Source organism: Stenotrophomonas sp. GD03877, assembly GCF_029840555.1.
Classification (GTDB): Bacteria; Pseudomonadota; Gammaproteobacteria; order Xanthomonadales; family Xanthomonadaceae; genus Stenotrophomonas; species Stenotrophomonas geniculata.
In genome coordinates, this window is the sequence record NZ_JAOCCT010000013.1 from 72,808 (window position 1) to 95,870 (window position 23,063).

Below are 23,063 nucleotides of genomic sequence, written 5' to 3' on the forward strand. Positions count from 1 at the left end.
AAGAGTCGAAGGCCGGCGCGCCTCCCCGCGCACCGGCCGTGTCCCGATTGTGTCAGATATCCAGGTTTGCGACCTTCAGCGCGTTGTCTTCGATGAAGTCGCGACGCGGTTCGACGACATCGCCCATCAGCGTGCTGAAGATCTGGTCAGCAGCGACAGCGTCTTCGATGCGCACCTGCAGCAGTCGACGGGTTTCCGGATTCACCGTGGTGTCCCACAGCTGCTCCGGATTCATTTCACCCAGGCCCTTGAATCGCTGGATCTGGCGGCCGCGCTTGGCCTCCTCGAGCAGCCAGTTCTGTGCCTTGGCAAAGCTGTCGACTTCGATCGACTTGGCACCGCGGGAAATGGTCGCGCCTTCGCGGACCAGACCGTGCAGCAGCTTCGATGCCTGGTGGATCGCGCGCAGCTCGCCGCTTTCGAAGGCCGACATCGGCAGCACCTGAATGTGCTGTTCGCCCATGTGGCGACGGGTCACCAGCACAGCGGCCGGGCGCTCGTCGTTGGCTTCCTGCAGTTCCAGCGTGAAGCGCGGGCTGCCCAGGCTGCCCTGGTTGAGGCGCTTGGCCAGTGCGTCCAGTCCTTCACCTTCGCCGGCAGCGCGCAGGCTTTCCAGGTCCATCGGTACGAAGTCGACCAGCGCTTCAAGCAGGTTGCGGTCGTAGCGATGTGCGTTGCGCTCGATCGAATCCAGCGCGGCCGCGTAGGTCAGCAGCAGCTTCTCCAGCGCAAGGCCCTCGATGCCGGGCTCGCCGGTGGCCGGCACCAGTGCAGCGTTTTCCACTGCGCTGCTGGCCAGGTAGCTGTCCAGCGCCGGATCATCCTTCAGGTACAGCTCCTGCTTGCCCTGCTTGATCTTGTACAGCGGCGGCAGGCCGATGTAGACGTAACCGCGCTCGATCAGCTCCGGCATCTGACGGTAGAAGAACGTCAGCAGCAGGGTGCGGATGTGGGCGCCGTCGACGTCGGCGTCGGTCATGATGATGATCTTGTGGTACCGCAGCTTGTCCGGGTTGTACTCGTCACGGCCGATGCCGGTGCCCAGCGCGGTGATCAGCGTACCGACCTGGTCGGAGGACAGCATACGGTCGAAACGCGCGCGCTCCACGTTGAGGATCTTGCCGCGCAGCGGCAGCACCGCCTGGTTCTTGCGGTTGCGGCCCTGCTTGGCCGAGCCACCTGCCGAGTCACCCTCGACGATGAACAGTTCGGACAGTGCCGGATCCTTTTCCTGGCAGTCGGCCAGCTTGCCCGGCAGGCCGGCGATATCCAGCGCGCCCTTGCGGCGGGTCAGGTCGCGGGCCTTGCGCGCGGCTTCACGTGCACGAGCGGCATCGACGATCTTGCCGGCGATCGCCTTGGCTTCGTTCGGGTTTTCCTGCAGGAACTCTTCCAGGCGCGCACCGAAGGCATTTTCCACCGCCGGACGCACGTCGGAGCTGACCAGCTTTTCCTTGGTCTGGCTGGAGAAGCTCGGGTCCGGCACCTTCACCGACAGCACCGCGATCATGCCTTCGCGCATGTCGTCGCCGGTCAGGTTGATCTTGGCCTGCTTGGCGATGCCGTTCTGCTCGATGTAGTTGTTGAGCACACGGGTCAACGCACCGCGGAAACCGGCCAGGTGAGTGCCGCCGTCCTTCTGCGGAATGTTGTTGGTGAAGCAGTACATCGTCTCCTGATAGGAGTCGGTCCACTGCAGCGCCACGTCCACCACGATGCCGTTGTGCTCGCCGGTGACCGAGATGACGTTCGGGTGCAGCGGAGTCTTCAGCTGGGCCAGATGCTCCACGAAGCTGCGGATGCCGCCTTCGTAGTGGAAATCATCGCGACGGCCATCACCACGCTCGTCGGCAAGGACGATCTTGACGCCGGAGTTCAGGAACGACAGCTCGCGCAGGCGGCGGGCCAGGATGTCGTAGTGGAACTCCACGTTGTCGTGGAAGGCGACGGTGGACGGCCAGAAACGCACGGTGGTGCCGCGCTTGGTGGTGGCTTCCAGCTTGGCCAGCGCGGTCACGGCTGCGCCGTTGCTGAATTCCTGCTGGTAGTGGGAACCGTTCTGGAACACGTCCACCAGCAGCTTCTGCGACAACGCGTTGACCACGCTGACGCCGACGCCGTGCAGGCCGCCCGAAACCTTGTAGCTGTTGTCGTCGAACTTGCCGCCCGCGTGCAGGACGGTCATGACCACTTCGGCCGCAGACACTTCGCGGCCGAGCTTGGCGCTCATCTGCTCGTGCTTGCCGGTCGGAATGCCGCGGCCGTTGTCGGACACCGAGACCGAGCCGTCGGCGTGGATCGTCACTGCAACATGGTCGGCGTGGCCGGCCAGCGCTTCGTCGATCGAGTTGTCGACGACCTCGAACACCATGTGGTGCAGACCGGTACCGTCATGCACGTCGCCGATGTACATGCCTGGACGCTTGCGGACAGCCTCCAGGCCTTCCAGGGCGGTAATGCTGTTGGCGTCGTAATTGCCGTTGTTTGCCGGGGTGTTCTGTTCGTCGCTCATTGCGCTTGCCGTAGGCTCCGCAGGTCGGCCACCGCTTGGGGCGATGCGCCGAGAATGAAAGGATTCCAACCCGAATTATACCAGCCGGGGTCGAGCGGCCCTGGTGTGCCCACTATGGCACAGCCACGATCTGTGCATGTTCCACGTGGAACCGGGCGATGTGGGTCAGCTCCTGCAGCGCCGCCGGGGTTTCGGTGGCGGTGATGAAGATCTGTGCCGGGCCATTGAGCAGGCGCTCCAATACCCGCGCCTGGTGGGTGCGATCCAGTTCCGAAGCCAGATCATCCAGCGCGATCACCGGCCATTCGCCGCGCTGTTCCGCGTAGTCCTCGGCCTGTGCCAGCAGGCACGCCAATGCCGTCAGCTTGGCCTGGCCGCGGGACAGTGCATCACGCCCCGGAATGCTGTGGAAATCCACACTCCAGTCCGCCCGGTGCGGGCCGACCGAGGTATACCCGGCCTGCCGGTCGCGTTCCCGGGCCAGAAGCAGGGCATCGGCCAAGGGAAGCTCATGCCGCCGCCAACCGGGGCTCAGTTCCAGTCCCTGGATGCCCAGTTGCGGCGCCAGGCTGGCGGCCAAAGCCACCGTGCGCTGCTGCAGACGCTCCAGGTAGTGCTGGCGGCGGCTGGTCAGCGGTTCCCCGGCCTCGGCCAGCTCGTGATCCCAGGTATCGAGCATCCGCGACGGCCCGCCCTGCTTGAGCAGGGCATTGCGCTGCTTCAGCGCCCGGGAGTAGCGGCGCCACAGGGATAGAAAATCCGGTTCCACGTGGAACAAGCCCCAATCGAGGAAGCGGCGGCGGGGTTCGCCACCGCCACTGACCAGTGCATGGCTCCCGGGCTCGAACGTCACCACGGCCAGCGCTGCGCAGAGATTACCCAGCTGCGCGACATCTTCGCCGTCCAATCGCCCCTTCCAGTCCTGGCCACTGTGGCGCAACCCGGCCTTTCGGCGGTGGGGCGGGTGATTGGCACGCTGTTCGTCCCATTCCACGAAGATTTCCAGCGCTTCCTGGCCCTGGCGCACCAGACCGTCGCGCACTCGACCACGGAAGCTGCGCCCATAGGCCATCAGGTGCAGGGCTTCGAGCACGCTGGTCTTGCCGGCACCGTTGTCGCCGGTCAGCAGGTTCAATCCCGGCTGGGGCGACAGGTCCACCGCACTGAAGCGACGCAGTTGATGCAAGGCGAGGCGGCGGATCTGCATGGGGCGCGAAAGACCATCCGCACGAGGCGGTAGAGGGGCAGGGAATCCATCAGCTTACTGCATCGGTCAAGCCGGGCGCGGGGGCAGGCCGGTCGAGCCGAAGGTGCAGCTTCTGCACCCATCGATGGACCCGTTCCACGTGGAATGCGGGTGACGCTCCCGCGCGTGCCGGGCTGGAACGGCCCGAAATTTCTTCAAATCTGCGCGGGGTTCCAGGGTTCAGGCCCTCAGATTTCGCCGATTTCACGAGCACTGAAGGGCCATTGCGGGACACCTCGCGGGTGGTTCCGACGGATGACCCCGCCGATTCCTTCAAATCTGCGATCCGATGCCCTGGAGGGTTCCACAGATTTCAAGAAATTCAGGACGCTCGTTCCACGCTGTCCACAGGAGGTATGTATGACTTATACACAAGGTATGGGCAATCTGTGGATAAAAAAGCTCTTTTGATCCGCGGTGAAAACTATCCACAGGTTCCCCCCCAGCCCGAGGGCCCTCTATACAGGGGGTTTCAGGCTCATAAATATCTTTAAAAACAAATAGATAGTGCATTTTTCCACGAAATCTGGCTCTACCATCACCACCATGCTTTAGATTTATACCCAGATTTAGAAGCTAGGATTGCCCAAAATTGCCTCCGTGCCGGCCTGTGGACAGTGCCGTTCGCAGAAGCGGAGGACCTCCTCCCGCGGAAGATGATCTGCTGCTTCCAGCATTGAAGATCAGGACAGCGAAGTGGGATATGTGAAGCGCTCGCTGCCAGATCCCCAATCGCATGGAGCCCGACGAGCACTGCAAGGCGAATTCCCAGCGTCCTGGATCCCGAGTTGCTTAGAGCAAGCGAGATCGGGTTGGTCTGGGGCGGAGCAGGGCACGTCCGGGATTTCTCCGATCCGTTTCGACAATGCTCCACGTGGAACATAAAAAAACGCCCGGGAGGTCCCGGGCGCTTCTGGGTTCCACGTGAAACAGCGTTTCCGTCAGAGACGCAGCGGCATCACCACGTGGCGCGACTTCTCGCTGCTGGATTCACGCACCAGCGCCGAGGAGTTGGAGTCGCGCAGCTGGATGATCACTTCCTCGTCGCGCAGGGCAGACAGGGCATCCAGCAGGTAGTTCACGTTGAAGCCGATGGCCAGATCGCTGACCGTTGTGTCGGCTTCGATCTCTTCCTGGGCTTCTTCCTGTTCCGGATTGTGCGCGCTGATCTTCAGGTTGCCCGGCGAGACTTCCACGCGAATGCCGCGGTACTTCTCGTTGGACAGGATCGCGGCGCGCTGCAGCGAGGCACGCAGTGCTTCACGATCCACCTTCACTTCGCGGTCGGCACCGATCGGGATCACCGCTTCGTAGTCCGGGAAACGGCCATCGATCAGCTTCGAAGTGAAGGTGACATCGTCGCGCTTGACGCGGACGTGGCTGCGGCCGACTTCCAGCTCGATCTCGCGATCGCCGCTCTCCAGCAGGCGCTGCAGTTCGGTCACGCCCTTGCGCGGCACGATGATCTGGCGCTTGGAACCGCTGGGCTTGGCCAGGTCGGTTTCACAAAGAGCCAGGCGGTGGCCGTCGGTGGCAACGGTACGCAGGGCGTCACCGCGCAGGTCAAACAGCAGACCGTTGAGGTAGTACCGAACGTCCTGCTGGGCCATTGCGAACGCGGTGCGCTCGATCAGCTCCTTGAGGGTCGCTTCGCCGATGGCTACGCGCTCGGTGGCTTCCACTTCGTCAACCGAAGGGAAGTCATTGGAGGGCAGGGTCGCCAGCGTGAAGCGGCTGCGACCAGCCTGCACGGTGATCTTGTCACCGGTCTGCGAGACAGTGATCCGGCTGCCATCGGGCAGGGCGCGGATGATCTCGAACAGCTTGCGGGCGGGAATGGTGGTTTCGCCGTCCTGAGCATCTTCAACCGCGATCCGCGACACCATCTCCACTTCCAGGTCGGTACCGGTCAGCGACAGCTGGCCGTTCTGCACCTGGACCAGGAAATTGGCCAGAACCGGAAGGGTCTGGCGGCGTTCGACCACGTTGACGACCTGTGCCAACGGCTTGAGAAAGGCTTCGCGCTGCAGTGTGAAACGCATGTGGTTCCGTGCCCCTATGCTTTAAAAAATGTGGAATAAATCAAAAGCTTGGTGGTGCTGGTAGAGACAGAATCGCTGGAAAACAACGCTAAGTCTTTGTAAATAAAAGAATTTCAGACCTCGAAACCCTCTGTATTACCGACCCCCAGGGGGTGGGGAAAGCTGTGGATAAATTCGGCGCGATTTCAAACGCCATTTTTATCCACAACGTGTCCCGCGCTTGCTACCGGATTCTGCACCGTTTTGTGCGATGACGCCTCATCGGCATCCGTGCATCATTCGCTCAGCTTCCGGATCAGCTTGTCCCAGTCCTCGCGGAGCTTGCCGTCGGTTTCCATCAGGGTCCGGATCTGACGGCAGGCATGCAGCACCGTGGTGTGATCGCGACCGGCAAAGGCATCGCCGATCTCGGGCAGGCTGTGCTCGGTCAGTTCCTTGGTCAGGGCCATGGCGACCTGGCGCGGACGTGCCAGCGAACGGGTCCGACGCTTCGACAGCAGATCCTTGATCTGCAGGCCGTAGTAGTCGGCAACGGTTTTCTGGATGTTGGGAATGCTGATCGCCTGCTGCTGGGCGCGCAGCAGGTCGCGCAGGGTTTCCTGGGCGAATTCGGTGGTGATCGCGCGGCCGGTGAAATTGGCGCGGGCGGTCAGGGTATTGAGCGCACCTTCGAGGTCGCGCACGTTGGAGCGCATCTTCTTGGCGATCAGGAACGCAACATCATCGGGAATCTCGGCACCGCGTTCGCGTGCCTTGGCCAGCACGATCGCGGCGCGGGTCTCGAAGTCCGGCGGTTCGATCGCGACCGACAGGCCCCAGGCAAGCCGCGACTTCAGGCGCGCTTCCAGGCCTTCGACCTCGCGCGGATAGCGGTCGCAGGTCAGGATGATCTGCTGCTTGCCATCGAACAACGCGTTGAAGGTGTGGAAGAACTCTTCCTGCGTGCGGTCCTTGCCCGCGAAGAACTGGATGTCATCGATCAGCAGCGCGTCCACCTGCTGGAACTGGCGCTTGAACTGATCCATGGTCTTTTCCTGCAGGGCCCGGATCATCGCGCTGAAGAACTGTTCCGAACGCAGGTACAGCACCTTCGCGCCCGGATTGGCCTGGCGCATGGCGTTGCCGGCGGCGAACATCAGGTGGGTCTTGCCCAGGCCGGTGCCTCCGTACAGCAGCAGTGGGTTGTGCGCGCGGTCGCCCGGCTTCTGCGCTGCCTGGAAGGCGGCGGCCAGGCCCAGCTGGTTGCTGCGGCCTTCGACGAAGTTGGCGAACGTGTAGTGATTGTCCAGGTTGCCGGCGAACGGTACCTGCGGTTCACTGGACACATGCGCCGAGGGCGTGGAAACCGGCGCGTTCTGCGCCTCCACGGGACGCGGGCGCGAGCCGATTTCAAGAAAAACGTCGCTGAAACCGGCGAAATGCGCCAGCAGTTCGCGGATCCGGGCCAGGTACAGCTCGCGGACCTGGTCGACGATGAAGGCATTCGGTGCATACAGCACCAGGCTGTCCACGCGCAGATCGGCCTGCAGTGGCTTCAACCAGGTATGAACGTCTTCCGGCGGGAACTCCGCTTCGAGGCGCTCGAGACTACGGGACCAAGCATCCATCAGCAATAATCGTCCGGTGGCCGGGGCATGGACGCGACAAGGCGCCCAAACACAGGCCGGAAAGGGGGGAAATGGATGGCTCAGACTACCACCGAGCGCCCGCCTTCGGAATGCTTGTCCCCTACTTATTCACAAAAACATCCACAGCTATTGCACAGCCCAGTGAATTCGCGTAGCTGCCAGGGGTTGACTTGGGGCGGGGTACCTCTCTAGAATTTCCGGTTCTTTCCGTCCCATTCATACGAGAGGCCCCCAATGGCCACGAAGCGCACCTACCAGCCCAGCAACCTCAAGCGTAAGCGCGACCACGGCTTCCGTGCCCGTATGAAGACCGCTGACGGCCGCAAGATCCTGTCGCGTCGCCGCGCCAAGGGCCGCAAAGTCCTGAGCGCCTGATTGCCATGCCGCACATCGCGGCAGACGCAATCCCTTCGACAGTGAATACTGCAGACCCGCGCAAGCGATTCCCTCGCTCTGCGCGGGTTCGCACGCGTGCCGAATATTCAACGGTCTTCAACGGCGCCCGCCGTGTGTCCGATCCGCTGATGACCCTGCACTGGCTGCCGGCTGACCGGCCGGCCAGGCTGGGTCTGGCGGTTTCCCGCAAGGTTGATCCGAACGCCGTTGGGCGTAACCGGATCAAGCGCGTCCTGCGCGACATCCTGCGTCAGACACGTACCGACATCCAGCCAGGCGACTTTGTCGTCGTGGCTCGAAGTGCTGCGCGTTCCGCCAGCAACGACGAGATCCGCCAGGCCTTCCTGCGCCTGCTGCGTCGCCTGCGTGCATTGCCCACGCCGGGCGTGGACGGCACAATGCCGCCGCCTGATGGCATCGCAACTCCTTCTTTGACCGAGCCGGCATCGCGTCCCGGCCCCGCCGAGCCTGTCCGCTGATGAACCAGACCCGCGTATTCCTCATTTTTGCCTGGCTGATGGTGGCCGTGCTGCTGTGGATGGAGTGGAGCCGTGAAAAGGCTGCTCCGACCCCGGCACCGACGACCACGTCGGCCCCGGCCGCTGCACAGAGCGTTCCGGGCGCAACCCCGGGCGCCATCCCCAGCGCCCAGGTTCCGGGTGCGCCCGGCCAGGCCGCCGTGCAGGCGCAGGCCAGCGCCACCCCGGCCAGCCAGCGCGTGACCGTCACCACCGACGTCCTGCGCCTGGTGCTCGATGGCGGCCGCGTGCTCGACGCCGAGCTGCTGCAGTTCCCGCAGACCAAGGACGAAGGCAGCCCGCCGGTCCGCCTGCTGACCGAAGACCCCGCGCATCCCTACAGCGCGATCAGTGGCTGGGCCAGCGAAGACAAGAACACCCCGGTCCCCGGCGCTGACGGCTTCAAGCTGGTGGGTGACACCAAGGACTTCGTGCTGGCCAAGGGCCAGAACGAGCTGCAGATCCCGTTCGTGTGGACTGCCGACAACGGCGTGACCATCAAGCGCACCCTGACCGTCTCGCGCAACGAGTACGCCGTGCGCTTCAAGGACGAAGTCAGCAACACTGGTGCCGCTCCCTGGAACGGCTACGTCTACCGCACCCTGGACCGCACCCCGACCATCCTGTCGCGGAGCATGACCAATCCGGATTCCTTCAGCTTCAACGGCGCCACCTGGTACGACAACGACAAGAAGTACCAGCGTCGTGCGTTCAAGGACTACCTGGAAGACGGCACGCTGAACCAGAACATCACCGGTGGCTGGCTGGCGATGCTGCAGCACCACTTCTTCACTGCCTGGATCCCGCAGAAGGACCAGACCGCACACTACGTGCTGTCGCAGGTGGCCGGTCGTGACCTGATCGAAGCGCGCGGCCCGGCCTTCACCGTGGCCCCGGGCCAGTCCACCAGCACCGAAGCCCGCCTGTGGGTCGGCCCGAAGCTGGTCAACCTGATCGCCAAGGAAGACGTGCCGGGCCTGGACCGCGTGGTCGACTACAGCCGCTTCTCGATGATGGCGGTGATCGGCCAGGGCCTGTTCTGGGTGCTGAACCAGGTGCACAAGCTGGTTGGCAACTGGGGCTGGGCGATCGTCGGCCTGGTGGTGCTGCTGAAGCTGGTGCTGTACCCGCTGTCGGCGACCCAGTACAAGAGCGGTGCCAAGATGCGTCGCTTCCAGCCGCGCATCGCGCAGCTGAAGGAACGCTATGGCGATGACCGCCAGAAGTTCCAGACCGCGATGATGGAGCTGTACAAGAAGGAAAAGATCAATCCGATGGGCGGCTGCCTGCCGATCCTCATCCAGATGCCGATCTTCTTCGCCCTGTACTGGGTGCTGGTGGAATCGGTCGAACTGCGCCAGGCGCCCTGGTTCGGCTGGATCCAGGACCTGACCGCACGCGACCCGTACTTCATCCTGCCGGTGATCAACGTGGCAGTGATGTGGTTCACCCAGAAGCTGACCCCGGCACCGGGCATGGACCCGATGCAGCAGAAGATGATGCAGTTCATGCCGCTGGTGTTCGGCGTCATGATGGCCTTCATGCCGTCCGGCCTGGTCCTGTACTGGGTGGTCAACGGCGGCCTGGGCCTGCTGCAGCAGTGGTGGATGACCAAGCGCCATGGCGGCGAGCCGGTCCCGGCCACCACCGCGCCGGCTCCGGTCAAAAAGAAGTAATCGGTAGAGCCGGCCGCTGGCCGGCTGACCCCAGCAGAAGCCCGCCGCAAGGCGGGCTTTTCGCATCCGGCGTTAGAATCGCCGGCACACCGATCCTGCATCCATTGAGTCCGCCATGCCGCGTGCGTCGTCGTTCCGCCTGTTCCTGCCCTCGCTGTTGTTGACCCTGGTCGTTGCCGGCTGCGGCGACAAGGATGCGAAGGCGCCGGCGACCACCGTCACCCAGCCCAGCGCGCAGGCCGCGGCCGCCGCCGATCCCGCCGCGGCGCCGTTGCTGGCCGCGCTGCAGAAGCAGCTCGACGGCTACCGCCGGATCATCGTGCTGCTGGCCGACGAGGACCAGCAGTCGGCCGCCGACCGCGGTACCTCCACGCGCGTGGGCCAGCAGCTGTTCCACGATGGGCTGGAACAGCGCACGGCCATCGCCGCGCAGTTCGATACGCTGCTGCGCGGTTCCAGCGCCCAGCGCTTCGCCACCCTCGGTACCGTGCTGGACTACATCGAGTCGGCGCCGGAACTGTTCGACGCCGACCGCCTGGCCTTCCGCGAAGTGCTGCGTGACCTGCATGAGCGCGTTGGCACTGACTCGTCGCTGCCGGCGGTGAAGCTGCACCAGCGCATCGGCGAGGACCTGGAAGCGCTTGATGAGATCGAGCGCAACTACAACCAGGAACTGACCCGCATCTTCAGCCGCTTCGAGCGCACCCGCGCCATCGAGCTGAAGCGCGAGAAGTGGGAGGACTACATCGCCCACCTGCACAAGGACTACAGCCGCGAAGCGATCCTGCGCGACTACGGCGTGATCGAGCCGTACCCGATGTCGATGAAGGACAGCGATCGCGAGATCTTCGGCCGCGACCTGCCGGCCAAGACCGTGGTGCTGACCTTCGACGATGGCCCGCACAAGGCCTATACCGATGAAGTGGTGGCCATCCTCAAGCGCTACGACGTGCCGGGCGTGTTCTTTGAAGTGGGCCGCAACCTCGGCAAGGTCGAGGCTGATGGCAAGGTCAGCCTCGGCCCGATGGCCAAGATCAGCCGCAACCTGATGGAAGAGGGCTATGCGGTGGGCAACCACAGCCTGACCCACGCCCAACTCTCGCGCACCACCGGTGATGCGCTGCGCCAGCAGGTGCTCGACACCGACACGCTGCTGAAGGATGTCGACAGCAAGCGCGCGCCGCTGTTCCGCTTCCCCTATGGCGCGCGCAACGCCGAAGGCCTGCAGCTGCTCAACGAAGCCGGCCTGAAGTCGATCATGTGGAACATCGATTCGATGGACTGGGCCGACCCGGTGCCGGAATCGATCGTGCAGCGCGTGCTCGACCAGGTGAACAAGGAACAGCGCGGCATCATCCTGTTCCATGATATCCACGACCGTGCGGTGAAGGCGCTGCCGCAGATCCTCGACCGGCTGATCGCCGATGGTTACCAGTTCGCTGGCTGGAACGGCCGCGATTTCACCGTGGCCCGTGCGCGCAAGGGTGACACCAGCGCAGCCACCGTCACCACCGGCTACGAGAAGTCGTGGGCGATCGTGGTCGGCATCGACAACTACGCCAAGTGGCCGAAGCTGGAATACGCCAGCCACGACGCGCAGGCGGTGGCCGATACCTTGACCGGGCAGTTCGGCTTCCCGTCCTCGCAGGTGATCGTGCTGAAGAACGAGCAGGCCACCCGCAACAACATCCTGGCCGCCTTCCACGACCGCCTGGCCGACGACCGCACCGGAAAAAACGACCGTGTGTTCGTGTTCTTCGCCGGCCATGGCGCCACCCGCCAGCTCTCCTCCGGGCGTGACCTCGGCTACATCATCCCGGTTGATTCGGACCCGAAGGAATTCGCCACCGACGCGATCGCGATGACCGACATCCAGAACATCGCCGAGAGCATGCAGGCCAAGCACGTGATGTTCGTGATGGATGCCTGCTACAGCGGCCTGGGCCTGACCCGTGGCGGCCCGTCGTCGTCGTCGTTCCTGCGCGAGAACGCGCGTCGCAGCGCGCGGCAGATGCTGACCGCCGGCGGTGCCGACCAGCAGGTGGCCGATGCCGGCCCGAACGGCCACTCGGTGTTCACCTGGGTGCTGCTGCAGGCATTGGCCGGCAAGGGCGACCTCAACGGCGACGGCCTGATCACCGGTACCGAACTGGCCGCCTACGTGGCGCCGGCCGTCTCGGCCGTTTCGCACCAGACGCCGGCCTTCGGCAGCCTGCCCGGTTCGCAGGGCGGGGAGTTCGTGTTCCAGGTGCCGGACAGCCAGGAGTTCCTCAATGCCGATACGCGCCAGCTGACCGCCGATGCGATCGCACTGAACAACAAGGTCGAGGCTGCCAGCGAAGCCAAGGGCAGCCAGGCACCGGTGACCGTGGCCGACCTGCAGGGCGGCAAGGCCAAGCTGGTGGTGCCTACTGCCGGACCGGCGTCGGATCGCCAGCGCGCGCAGCAGGCCAATGACCGTGGCCTGCAGCTGTACCGCGAGAAGCAGTACGACGAGGCGGTGGCGCAGTTCACCGAGGCGCTGAAGCTGCGTCCGGACTTCGCCCAGGCTGCCAACAACCTCGGCTTCGTCTATTACCGCCAGCAGCGCTACGCCGAAGCCGCACGCTGGCTGGAGAACACGCTGAAGATCGACCCCTCGCGTGCCGTGGCCTATCTCAACCTGGGCGACGCCTACTTCAACGCGGGCGACAAGACCAAGGCGAAGCAGGCCTACACCACCTACCTGGCGCTGCAGCCGCAGGGCAGCGGAGCCGCGCAGGCACGCACGCAGCTGGAGAAGCTCTGAGCGATGGACGATACCTTTCGCACTGACACCATCGTCGCCATTGCCAGCGCACCGGGTGCTGGCGGTGTAGGCCTGCTGCGCCTGTCTGGCCCGCGCGCGGCGGCCATCGCCAACGCGCTGGGTGCGCCCACGCTGCGCCCGCGCCATGCGCACTACGCACGCCTGCGCGATGCCGACGATGAGGTGATCGACGATGGCATCGTGCTGTGGTTCCCGGCGCCGAACAGCTTCACCGGCGAGGAAGTGGTGGAACTGCAGGGCCACGGCAGTCCGGTCCTGCTGCAGCAACTGGTCGCGCGCTGCATCGCGCTCGGTGCGCGCCAGGCGCGGCCGGGCGAGTTCAGCGAACGCGCGTTCCTCAACGGCAAGCTCGACCTGGCCCAGGCCGAAGCCATCGCCGACCTGATCGCGGCCGGCGACAATCGCGCCGCGCGCGCTGCACGCCGCTCGCTGGATGGCGTGTTCTCGCGCCGCATCGACGCAGTGGTCGAACAGCTGGTGCTGCTGCGCATCCACGTGGAAGCGGCCATCGACTTCGCCGACGAACCGCTGGATACCCTCGGTGGTGCGCAGGTGCGGCGTGGCCTGGAACAGGCGCGCAGCGATCTGGCCATTCTGCGCCGCGACGCCGAACGTGGCCGCCGCCTGCGCGATGGCCTGCACGCGGTGCTGATCGGTCCGCCGAATGCCGGCAAGAGCTCACTACTGAACGCACTGGCCGGCAGCGAACGCGCCATCGTTACCGACATCGCCGGCACCACCCGCGACACCCTGCGCGAGACCATCCGCCTGGATGGCCTGGAGCTGACACTGGTCGACACCGCCGGCCTGCGCGACGGCGGTGACGCCATCGAACGCGAAGGCATGCGCCGCGCCCATGTGGAGATCGAGCGCACCGACCTGGCCCTGATCGTGCTGGATGCGCGCGATCCCGCTGCGGGTGAAGCCGCGCTGGGCGAGGCCGTGGCAGCGGTGCCGCACAAGGTCTACATCCACAACAAATCGGATCTGCTCGATGTGCTGCCGGCGCTGGACGATCCGGACCGCGTGTTCGTCTCCGCTGCGACCGGTGCCGGCCTGGAGGATCTGCACGCGCGCCTGCGTTCGATCGCATCGGCCGGGGCAGGGGAGCAGGTGGATGGCGAGTTCTCGGCGCGCACGCGGCATGTGGATGCAATCGAGCGTGCGCAGGAACACGCGCAGCGCGCCGATGGCGAGCTGGCGCATGAGCACCTGGAACTGGCTGCTGAGGAACTACGGCTGGCGCATGACGCGCTGGGCGAGATCACCGGGCAGATGAGTGCCGATGACCTGCTTGGAAGGATCTTCTCCAGTTTCTGCATCGGCAAGTAACTGTAGAGCCGAGCCCATGCTCGGCTGGCGGGTAGAACAGCCGAGCATGGGCTCGGCTCTACAGGGACCGGCTTCCCCCACCTGTCACATTGCCGCCGCATACTGACGCCCATCACATACCGCTTGGGGAAGTCGCAGTGAAGTCGTGGGGTTGTGCGTTGCTGTTGTCGCTGGCCGTGGCACCATCGGTGGCCATGAGTGCTGAATCCTCCACCCCGGCCGCGCACAAGGTGTCGGTCTACGGCCATCGCGGGGCAAGCGCGCTGTTGCCGGAGCACACCCTGGCGGCCTACGCCCAGGCGATCGCCGATGGCGCCGACTACATCGAACCGGACCTGGTGATGACCAAGGACGGGGTGATGGTTGCACGCCACGAGAACGAGATCGGTGGCACCACCGATGTCGCCTCGCATCCGGAGTTCGCCAGCCGCCGCACCAGCAAGGTCATCGACGGGCAGAAGGTCGACGGCTGGTTCACCGAAGACTTCACCCTGGCCGAGCTGAAGACCCTGTACGCGCGCGAGCGCCTGCCGGAGCTGCGCAGCACCGCCTACGACGGCCAGTTCCGCATCGCCAGCCTGGACGAGATCCTGGCCTTCCTGGTCCAGCAGGCCGGCCGCGCCAACCGCGGCATCGGCCTGGTGCCGGAGATCAAGCACCCGACCTACTTCCAGTCGATCAGCCTGCCGATGGAAGACAAACTACTGGCCGCGCTGCGTGGCAACGCCTATACCAACGTCGGCCCGGTCACCATCCAGTCGTTCGAGACCGCCAACCTGCGCTACCTGCGCGGCAAGATCCCGCGCGGCAGCAACATCCGCCTGCTGCAGCTGCTGTGGAAGGGCGATACCCAGCCGGCCGACATCGCCAAGGCCGGTGGCACGCTGACCTACGCGCAGATGATGACGCCGGCCAGACTGAAGGACATCGCCAGCTACGCCGACAGCATCGGCCCGGAGCTGCGCTCGATCATTCCGCTGGATGACAAGGGCGTACTGGGCACGCCGACCACGCTGGTGCGCGATGCGCATGCGGTGGGCCTGATGGTGATTCCGTACACGTTCCGCCCGGAGAACCATTTCCAGGCCAGCAACCTGCGCAAGGGTGCCGACAACGCGCGCAATGCAGAGGGATCGATCGCCGAAATGCGTGCCTACCTGGCCACCGGCATCGATGCGTTCTTCACCGATGACCCGGCACTGGGCCGGCAGGCGGTGGATGGGATGGGTGCGGCCGGGAATGCGGCGAACTGACGGGCTCTGGTAGATGCCAACCTTGGTTGGCACACGGCAGGAGTGCCGACCAAGGTCGGCCACTACCGGCTCATGAGATTGCCGGCCAGCGGCCGGCACTACCGTCACCTCAACCGCGCGGCTCGTCCGGGCGGCGGAACGGAATCACCACGTAATCCTGTCCTTCGCGCGGCTGCCACAGCACCGGCACGCGTTGCGGTGACGGCGGCTCCAGCTCGTCGTCGGCCAGCGGTTCGATGTCTTCTTCTTCGTCTTCCCAGCTGTAGCGCGGGCGCGGCGGCAGCGGGTCGGCGTTGCGGAACAGCAGCGCGGCGATGATGCCGGCGAAGGCGCCGCCCATGTGCGACTGCCAGGACACGCCATCGGCGTGCGGCAGGATGGTCATCAGCATGCCGCCGTAGAACAGCATGCCGATCAGGCCAGTGGCGATCGCCGCACGATCACGGCGCAGCAGGCCCAGGCTGGCCAGCAGGAACATCAGGCCATGGGTCACGCCACTGGCGCCCAGGTGCACGCTGCCCGGATTGCCCAGCATCCACGCGCCGATGCCCGAGCCCAGCCACAGCAGGGGCAGCGCGCGAACGGTGGCTTTCGGGTAGACGCTGCCGGCCAGCGTGCCGAGGATCAGGACCGCAATGCTGTTGGCGACTATGTGCTCGACCGAGGCATGCAGCATCGGGCCGCCGATCAGGCCGAGCAGGCCCTTGGCTTCCAGCGGTGCCACGGCCCACGGCCGCCAGTCGAACGTGCCCTGCAGGGCGAACACGGCCACCAGCACCAGCACGGCGGCCAGGCTGACATTGAACGCCCGCAGGATGCGCGAGCGGTCATTGCGGGGGGCCGGCACGTCGCCAGCGGGCAGGGGCGCGTTGTTGTTCATACCTCAGCAATGGCGGTGGTTGGCGCGAAACCAAGGCCACCGCGGCGGGAGAGTGGAAACGGCCGGCGGGACAATCCCACCGGCCGCGCCATCCAGCGGCTCAGGCTCAGGCCTGGCCTTCGCCTTCCTTCGGCGGGTACTTCAGGCTCAGCACCACGGTGGCGGCGATGATCACCGCGACCACGCCCAGCGACACCGGGGTCGGGATCTTGAACAGGTCGATGATCATCATCTTGATGCCGATGAAGCCCAGCACCAGCGCCAGGCCATACGGCAGCAGGTGGAAGCGGTCGGCCATGCCGGCCAGCAGGAAGAACATCGCACGCAGGCCCAGCACCGCGAACACGTTGGAGGTGAGCACGATGAACGGGTCGGTGGTGATCGCGAAGATCGCCGGGATGCTGTCCACCGCGAAGATCACGTCGGTGACTGCGATCAGGATCAGCACCGCGAACAGCGGGGTGAACCAGCGCACGCCATCACGCTTCACGCTCAGCGCGTTGCCAGCGTAGTCCGGCAGCAGGCGCAGGTGCTTGCGCATCCAGCGCAGGGCCGGGTTGGTCTCCAGGTCCGGCTCCTGGCCGGCGGCGAACCACATCTTCCAGCCGGTGAACAGCAGGAAGGCACCGAACACGTAGAGCAGCCAATGGAACTGGCTGATCAGCACACTACCGGCGAAGATCATGATCGTACGCAGCACGATCGCGCCCAGGATGCCGATGATCAGCACCTTCTGGCGCTGTTCTTCCGGCACTGCGAAGTAGCTCATGATCATCAGGAAGACAAAGATGTTGTCGACTGCCAGCGCCTTCTCGACCAGGTAACCGGTCAGGAATTCGAGGCCGACCTTGTTGGCCACCACCTGGCCTGCAGTCTCATTCAGGTAGTACCAGAGGCCCGCATTGAACAGCAGGGCCAGCGCGACCCAGCCGATGGACCACCACAGGGCCTCCTTGAAGGTGACCTTGTGCGGTCCACCATGGCGCATCAACACGAGGTCGACCAGCAGGGCGATGACCACCACCGCTGCGAAGCCGCCCCACAACCACACGTTACCGATCGTCTGCATTGGGAATGTCCGTTGGAAAGATGAATGCCAGGCCGGACGGCGAGGATCTGCAACGGAGGATCGGGAGGGGGATCCAGGGACAGAGCTTCGCCAGTACGGCGAAGGTCTCGCTCGCAGTCCCAGTCGGCTGGAACTGCCGTTGCACCGGAGCCTGCGGGCTCGAAATGACGGCGACAACGTCTGGGAGCTACTCCCCTTCTGACGCCGATTCTGCGGCCTGGCCGGGCCGCCGTCAAATGCCCCTGCACTGGGGTCGAGTCCCCAACCGGGCTCCGCACCCCCGCTCTGGTAGATGCCAACGTTGGTTGGCATACCGGCCGGGGGCAGAGCCCCTACGGGAATCTGACCCCGGCGCCCGGTTTACAATAGGTGGATGAATACCCCCCTTCCGATTGTCCGCCTCAAGAATGCGTGGCGTTCCAGCCACCCGTGGATCTTCCAGAAACTGGTCGAGAAGCCGACCGTCCGGCCCAAGCCCGGTTCCATCGTCGACGTGGTCGGCATCGATGGTGAGTTCATTGGCCGCGGGTTCTACAACGGGCACTCGCGCATCGCCGTGCGCATCCTCGAAACCGATCAGAACGTGCCGGTGGATGCCGGCTGGTTCTCGCGCAAGATCGCCCAGGCGGTGTCGCTGCGCCGTGAGGTGCTCAAGCTCGATGCGGTCTCCGATGCCTGGCGCGTGGTGCACAGCGAAGGCGACGGCCTGTCCGGCCTGGTGGTCGACCGCTACGGCGACCTGGTGGTGGTCGAGTTCTTCGCCGCCGGCATGTTCCGCCACCGCGAGTGGATCTATGACGCCCTGCGCGAACAGTTCCCGGGTTGCCGCTTCCACAGCTTCGCCGACGAGCACGTGCAGAAGCAGGAAAGCTTCGACTTCCACGGCAACACCACCACCGAAGCGTCGGTGATCACCGAGTACGGCATCAAGTTCCGCGCCGACCCGGCCGGTGCGCACAAGACCGGTTTCTTCGCCGACCAGCGCGAGAACCGTGAGTGGCTGAGCCAGCAGGTGGAAGGCAAGAGCGTGCTGGACCTGTGCTGCAACACCGGTGGTTTCGCCGTGTATGCGGCGGCGCGTGGTGCTTCGGACGTGGTCGGCATCGACATCGATGAAGACGTCATCCAGATCGCCAAGGGCAATTCGCGCCTGAACAACGTGCGCCCGAAGTTCGTCCAGTCCGACATCTTCCCGTGGCTGCGCGATGCCGCCAACCGCGGCGAGCAGTACGACGTGGTGATCCTGGACCCGGCGAAGATGACCCGCGACCGCGACCAGGTCATCACCGCGCTGAAGAAGTACCTGGACATGAACAAGCTGGCGCTGGGCGTGGTGAAGCCGGGCGGCTTGTTCGCCACGTTCTCCTGCACGGGCCTGGTGGCCGAGGACCAGTTCCTCGACATGCTGCGCCGCGCGGCCTATTTCTCCGGTCGCACGATCCAGATCCTGAAGGTTGCTGGTGCGGGTCCGGACCATCCGTTCATGGCCCACGTGCAGGAATCGCGTTACCTGAAGGCCGTGTTCTGCCGCGTGGTGGATTGACGGTCGGCTTCTGCGTTCGCCGGGCATGAATCATGTCCACTGCCCGGCGGCCAGCTTTCCGCGCATTGCGATGCGTTCGTGAGAATGGCGCCCCATTGATGAGGGGGCGCGGCTCGGCTCTACAAAAAGGCTGGCGGCAGCGCTATGGTCGGGCTCTTCCCAATGCCGGTGAGAGCCCATGCCATCGTTGCGTCAGCTGTCCGTCGTGCTTGCCCTGGCGCTGTGCGCGCCGCTGTCGGCTCATGCCATCGAGTTCAGCGCACAGGAACTGGCCCGCGCCAAGGCCCTGCAGCAGCGCCTGGTCACCCTCGACAGCCATCTGGATACGCCGGCCAATTTCGGCCGCACTGGCTTCGACATCGAACAGCGCCACGACCGCAACGCGCTCTCGCAGGTGGACTACCCGCGCATGGTCGAAGGCGCGCTGGACGGCGGTTTCTGGGCGATCTACACCGACCAGGGCGACCGCACCGCCGCCGCCCATCTGGCCGAGCGTGACCATGGCCTGCAGCGGCTGGTGGAGATCCGCGAAATGCTGGCCGCCAATCCCGAGCGTTTCGCGCTGGCATTGACCGCCGATGACGCGGCGCGGATCAAGGCTGCCGGCAAGCGCGTGGTCTACATCAGCATGGAAAACGCCAGCCCGCTGGTGGCCGATCCCAGCCTGCTCTCGTTCTATCACCGTGCCGGCCTGCGCCTGCTCAGCACCGTGCACTTCGCCAACAACGAGTTCGCCGATTCGGCCACCGACCCCAAGGGTGCGGAGTGGAAAGGCCTGAGCCCGGCCGGCAAGGAGCTGGTGCGGCAGGCGCTGAAGCTGGGCATCGTGATCGACCAGTCACATGCGTCGGACGCGGTGTTCGATGACCTGCTGGCAATGATGCCGGTGCCGTTCGTGCTCTCGCACAGCTCGGCCAAGGCGGTCTACGACCACCCGCGCAACCTCGACGATGCGCGCCTGCGCAAGCTGGCCAAGGCCGGCGGCGTGATCCAGGTGAACGCCTACGGCGGTTACCTGATCGACACCGCAAAGACGCCCGAGCGCAAACAGGCAGAGGAAGCGCTCAGCAAGCAGCTGGGCGGTTGGGAAGGCATGGGCATCGAACAGGGCGTTGCCCTGCTGAAGGCCGAGCAGGCGCTGGACCACGAGCATCCGGTACGCCATGCCAGCCTGGACGATTTCTTCGCCCACTTCGAGCACATCCTCAAGGTGGTCGGCCCGGAACACGTGGGCATCGGCCTGGACTGGGATGGCGGCGGTGGCCTGAGCGACCTGCCCGATGTCAGCCAGCTGCCGAAGATCACCGCGTGGCTGCTGCGCAAGGGCTATACCGAGAAGCAGATTGCCGGCATATGGGGCGGCAACCTGCTGCGGGTGATGCGCCAGGCGCAGGAGTACGCCGGGAGCAAGTAGAGTCGAGCCGCGCTCGACTCTACAGAGAGGCGCCGGGCCGTGCCCGGCGGCGCCCTTATTTCGCGATCAACGCGTGGCGGCGGCTGTACAGGAAGTACAGCACCAGGCCGGCCAGGTTCCACAGCAGGAAATACATCTGGGTGCTGTGCGGCAGGCTGAGGAACAGGTAGATGCAGCCCAGCGCGGCCAGCGGGCCGACCACGAAGGCCAGCGGGGTGCGGAAGGTGCGTTCGCGGTTGGGCTCACGCAGGCGCAGCACCACCAGACAGATGCCCACGGCGGTGAAGGCGGCCAGGGTACCGGCATTGGCCAGCGCGGCGATCTCGTCCAGGCGCGCAACGCCGGCCAGCGCCGACACCACCACCGCGGTGAACAGCGTGGTCGCCACCGGCGTGCCGGTGCGTGCGTTGACCTTGGACAGGCCACGCGGCAGCAGGCCATCGCGGCTCATCACGAAGAAGATGCGGCTCTGGCCGTACAGGAAGGCCAGCAGCACGGTCGGCAGGGCGATGATCGCAATCACGCCGATCACCATCGCCGCGGTCGGATGGCCCAGCTGGCGCATGATCAGGGCCAGCGGCTCGGCGCTGTGGCCGAACACCGCGTAGCTCATCGCACCCACGGCGGCCAGCGCCACCAGCACGTAGACGATGGTGCAGCCGATCATCGAACCGATGATGCCGATCGACAGGTCGCGGCCCGGGTTCTTGGTTTCCTCGGCGGCGGTGGAGATCGCATCGAAGCCGTAGAAGGCAAAGAAGATGATCGCTGCTGCCGCCATCACGCCGTGTTCGACGCCGTCAGGGCCGATCGACTTGGCGAAGCCGTACGGCATGAACGGCTGCAGGTTGGCGCTGTCGAACGCGGGCAGGGCCACGGCCACGAAGATGGCCAGCGCGATCAGCTTGAACACCACCAGGATGGCGTTGAGCGTCGCGCTCTCCTTGGTGCCGGCCATCAGCATGCCGGCCACCAGCCAGGTGATGATGATCGCCGGCAGATTGATCATGCCGCCTTCCACGTGCGGGCCGGCCGCCAGCCAGGCCGGCAGGTGCACATTCCAGCCGAACTGGGTGTGGACCCATTCGAGGAAGCCGACGAAGTAGCCGGACCAGCCCACCGCCACCGTACTCACCACCAGCGAGTACTCCAGGATCAGGCTCCAGCCCACCACCCAGGCAAACACCTCGCCCAGTGCGCTGTAGCTGTAGGTGTAGGCACTGCCGGCGGCCGGCATCATCGTCGACAGCTCGGCGTAGGACAGCGCCGCACAGGCGCAGACCGCACCGGCGATGGCGAAGGAGATCAGCACGGCCGGGCCGGCCAGGTTGGCACCCACGCCGATCAGCGTGTAGATGCCAGTACCGACGATGGCGCCGATGCCCAGCGCGATCAGGTGCGGCCAGCTGAGCGTCGGGATCAGGCGCCTGCCGGCTTCGTGGACGGTGACGGAATCTAGGGACTTGCGCCGGAACAGGGACATGCAGGCCTCGGAAGGGGTGACTAAGAACGACAAGTTCCCGAGTGTGACCGAACGCAGCGCAGCATTGCCACTGACGGGGGTCATGCATGGCGGGGCGCGCGCTGCGCCCCGGCCAGGCTGCCGGAATCGGCACAATCCGGCGACAGCCACCGGTGTGCATTGGTCCCGGCTGCTGCTACGACTGGATGTTGGCCATCCCACTGGCCGAATACCGGTCACCGGCAGCGGCATGCAGCGGGAAGGCCGCATCCAGTGCGTCCAGCGTGGCCGCATCCAGCTCCACCTGCAGCGCACCGAGGTTCTCGTCCAGTCGTGCCCGCCGCGTCGTGCCCGGGATCGGCACGATGTGCTCGTCGCGCGACAGCACCCAGGCCAGCGCCAGCTGCGAGGCGGCGATGCCGCGCTCGGCGGCCAGCGCCTGCACGGTGTCCACCAGTGCCAGGTTGCGCCGGAAGTTCTCGCCTTCGAAGCGGGGCGAGGTGCGCCGGTAATCGTCGGCGTCGAAGTCGTCCGGGCTGCGGATGGCGCCGGTCAGGAAGCCACGGCCCAGCGGCGAATACGGCACGAAGCCGATGCCCAGTTCCGCCGTGGTGGCCAGCACCCCGTTCTGCTCCGGCTCGCGCGACCACAGCGAGTACTCGCTCTGCACCGCCGTGATCGGGTGCACCGCATGGGCGCGGCGGAGGGTGGCCGCCGAGGCCTCGGACAGGCCCAGCCAGCGCACCTTGCCCTGTTCCACCAGGCGCGCCATCGCACCTACGGTGTCCTCGATCGGCACGGTCGGGTCGACGCGGTGCTGGTAATACAGGTCGATGTGGTCCACGCCCAGGCGGCGCAGGCTGGCCTCGCAGGCGGCCTGCACATAGTCCGGGTGGCCGTTGACCTGCCGCGCCTGCGGGTCGGAAGGGTCCAGGCCGATGCCGAACTTGCTGGCCAGGAACACCTGGTTGCGGCGGCCGGCGATCGCGCGGCCGACCAGCACTTCGTTGGTGTGCGGGCCATATACATCGGCGGTGTCGAGCAGGGTCACGCCACGGTCCAGCGCGTGCCGGATGACGGCGATGCCGTCATCGTCACTGCCACGGCCGCCGTAGTAGGCGCTCATGCCCATGCAGCCCAGGCCGAGGGCGGACACGGTAGGGCCGGCGGGGCCGAGAGTACGGGTCTTCATGCGGATCTCCTTGGGGAAGGCGCCACGCCTGGATGGGCAGTGGCGAGGGGCACAGCATCCTCCACGCCATCATGTGGATAAACTGCGTGCC

At 65.4% G+C, this 23,063-nt stretch carries 16 protein-coding genes; 8 read left to right on the forward strand and 8 right to left on the reverse strand.

Annotated features, from left to right (window positions below; genetic code table 11):
* Nucleotides 1-52: 52 nt before the first annotated feature.
* The 4 genes from gyrB to dnaA all read right to left on the reverse strand — a co-directional run bounded on the left by gyrB (nucleotide 53) and on the right by dnaA (nucleotide 7,407).
* Entirely contained in the window at nucleotides 53-2,512 is a 2,460-nt protein-coding gene (gene gyrB, locus N5D20_RS11790) for a DNA topoisomerase (ATP-hydrolyzing) subunit B (protein ID WP_049436120.1), read from the reverse strand.
* 112 nt (nucleotides 2,513-2,624) lie between these two features.
* A complete protein-coding gene (gene recF, locus N5D20_RS11795; protein WP_126929271.1) occupies nucleotides 2,625-3,719 on the reverse strand; it encodes a DNA replication/repair protein RecF in 1,095 nt (364 codons plus the stop codon).
* Between the two features lie 980 nt (nucleotides 3,720-4,699).
* Nucleotides 4,700-5,800 (reverse strand): DNA polymerase III subunit beta, encoded by a 1,101-nt coding sequence (gene dnaN, locus N5D20_RS11800; RefSeq protein WP_005411731.1) that lies wholly within the window; start codon nucleotides 5,798-5,800, stop codon nucleotides 4,700-4,702.
* A 275-nt stretch (nucleotides 5,801-6,075) separates the two neighbouring features.
* Entirely contained in the window at nucleotides 6,076-7,407 is a 1,332-nt protein-coding gene (dnaA, locus tag N5D20_RS11805) for a chromosomal replication initiator protein DnaA (RefSeq protein WP_005411730.1), read from the reverse strand.
* A 255-nt stretch (nucleotides 7,408-7,662) separates the two neighbouring features.
* On the opposite strand from dnaA, the gene rpmH reads away from it, so the two are divergent.
* From rpmH to N5D20_RS11835, 6 genes are all read left to right on the forward strand, one after another.
* Nucleotides 7,663-7,803, forward strand: coding sequence for a 50S ribosomal protein L34 (gene rpmH, locus N5D20_RS11810; protein WP_005411729.1), 141 nt, complete (start codon nucleotides 7,663-7,665; stop codon nucleotides 7,801-7,803).
* Between the two features lie 5 nt (nucleotides 7,804-7,808).
* Complete coding sequence (gene rnpA, locus N5D20_RS11815) at nucleotides 7,809-8,303, forward strand: ribonuclease P protein component (protein ID WP_021203275.1); 495 nt, start codon at nucleotides 7,809-7,811, stop codon at nucleotides 8,301-8,303.
* Nucleotides 8,303-10,018 carry a membrane protein insertase YidC gene (yidC, locus tag N5D20_RS11820; protein WP_043397705.1) on the forward strand — a complete coding sequence of 572 codons (1,716 nt, stop codon included), beginning with the start codon at nucleotides 8,303-8,305 and terminating at the stop codon, nucleotides 10,016-10,018. Before rnpA ends, yidC begins: the two co-directional genes overlap by 1 nt.
* 115 nt (nucleotides 10,019-10,133) lie before the next feature.
* Nucleotides 10,134-12,806 carry a polysaccharide deacetylase family protein gene (locus tag N5D20_RS11825; RefSeq protein ID WP_197578848.1) on the forward strand — a complete coding sequence of 891 codons (2,673 nt, stop codon included), beginning with the start codon at nucleotides 10,134-10,136 and terminating at the stop codon, nucleotides 12,804-12,806.
* Nucleotides 12,807-12,809: 3 nt separating this feature from the next.
* The gene (gene mnmE / locus N5D20_RS11830) at nucleotides 12,810-14,159 is read left to right on the forward strand and encodes a tRNA uridine-5-carboxymethylaminomethyl(34) synthesis GTPase MnmE (RefSeq protein ID WP_197578849.1); all 1,350 of its coding nucleotides are present in this window, start codon (nucleotides 12,810-12,812) and stop codon (nucleotides 14,157-14,159) included.
* Between the two features lie 137 nt (nucleotides 14,160-14,296).
* Nucleotides 14,297-15,412: a glycerophosphodiester phosphodiesterase gene (locus tag N5D20_RS11835; protein ID WP_197579266.1), complete on the forward strand. Its 1,116-nt coding sequence runs from the start codon at nucleotides 14,297-14,299 to the stop codon at nucleotides 15,410-15,412.
* A gap of 109 nt (nucleotides 15,413-15,521) precedes the next feature.
* Here the strand turns inward: N5D20_RS11835 and N5D20_RS11840 are convergent, their stop codons facing one another.
* Both N5D20_RS11840 and N5D20_RS11845 read right to left on the reverse strand, forming a co-directional pair.
* Nucleotides 15,522-16,292 (reverse strand): rhomboid family intramembrane serine protease, encoded by a 771-nt coding sequence (locus N5D20_RS11840; RefSeq protein WP_197579265.1) that lies wholly within the window; start codon nucleotides 16,290-16,292, stop codon nucleotides 15,522-15,524.
* A gap of 106 nt (nucleotides 16,293-16,398) precedes the next feature.
* Entirely contained in the window at nucleotides 16,399-17,361 is a 963-nt protein-coding gene (locus tag N5D20_RS11845; protein WP_010487446.1) for a TerC family protein, read from the reverse strand.
* A gap of 373 nt (nucleotides 17,362-17,734) precedes the next feature.
* Here N5D20_RS11845 and N5D20_RS11850 point away from each other — a divergent pair, with 373 nt between their 5' ends.
* Both N5D20_RS11850 and N5D20_RS11855 read left to right on the forward strand, forming a co-directional pair.
* Nucleotides 17,735-18,904 (forward strand): class I SAM-dependent rRNA methyltransferase, encoded by a 1,170-nt coding sequence (locus N5D20_RS11850; protein WP_049436108.1) that lies wholly within the window; start codon nucleotides 17,735-17,737, stop codon nucleotides 18,902-18,904.
* 178 nt (nucleotides 18,905-19,082) lie between these two features.
* Nucleotides 19,083-20,318, forward strand: a complete 1,236-nt coding sequence (locus N5D20_RS11855; RefSeq protein WP_197579264.1) for a dipeptidase — start codon at nucleotides 19,083-19,085, stop codon at nucleotides 20,316-20,318.
* Nucleotides 20,319-20,373: 55 nt separating this feature from the next.
* On the opposite strand, the gene N5D20_RS11860 is transcribed toward N5D20_RS11855, so the two are convergent.
* Entirely contained in the window at nucleotides 20,374-21,801 is a 1,428-nt protein-coding gene (locus tag N5D20_RS11860; RefSeq protein WP_197579263.1) for an amino acid permease, read from the reverse strand.
* A gap of 175 nt (nucleotides 21,802-21,976) precedes the next feature.
* The gene (locus tag N5D20_RS11865; RefSeq protein WP_197579262.1) at nucleotides 21,977-22,972 is read right to left on the reverse strand and encodes an aldo/keto reductase; all 996 of its coding nucleotides are present in this window, start codon (nucleotides 22,970-22,972) and stop codon (nucleotides 21,977-21,979) included.
* Between the last annotated feature and the right edge of the window lie 91 nt (nucleotides 22,973-23,063).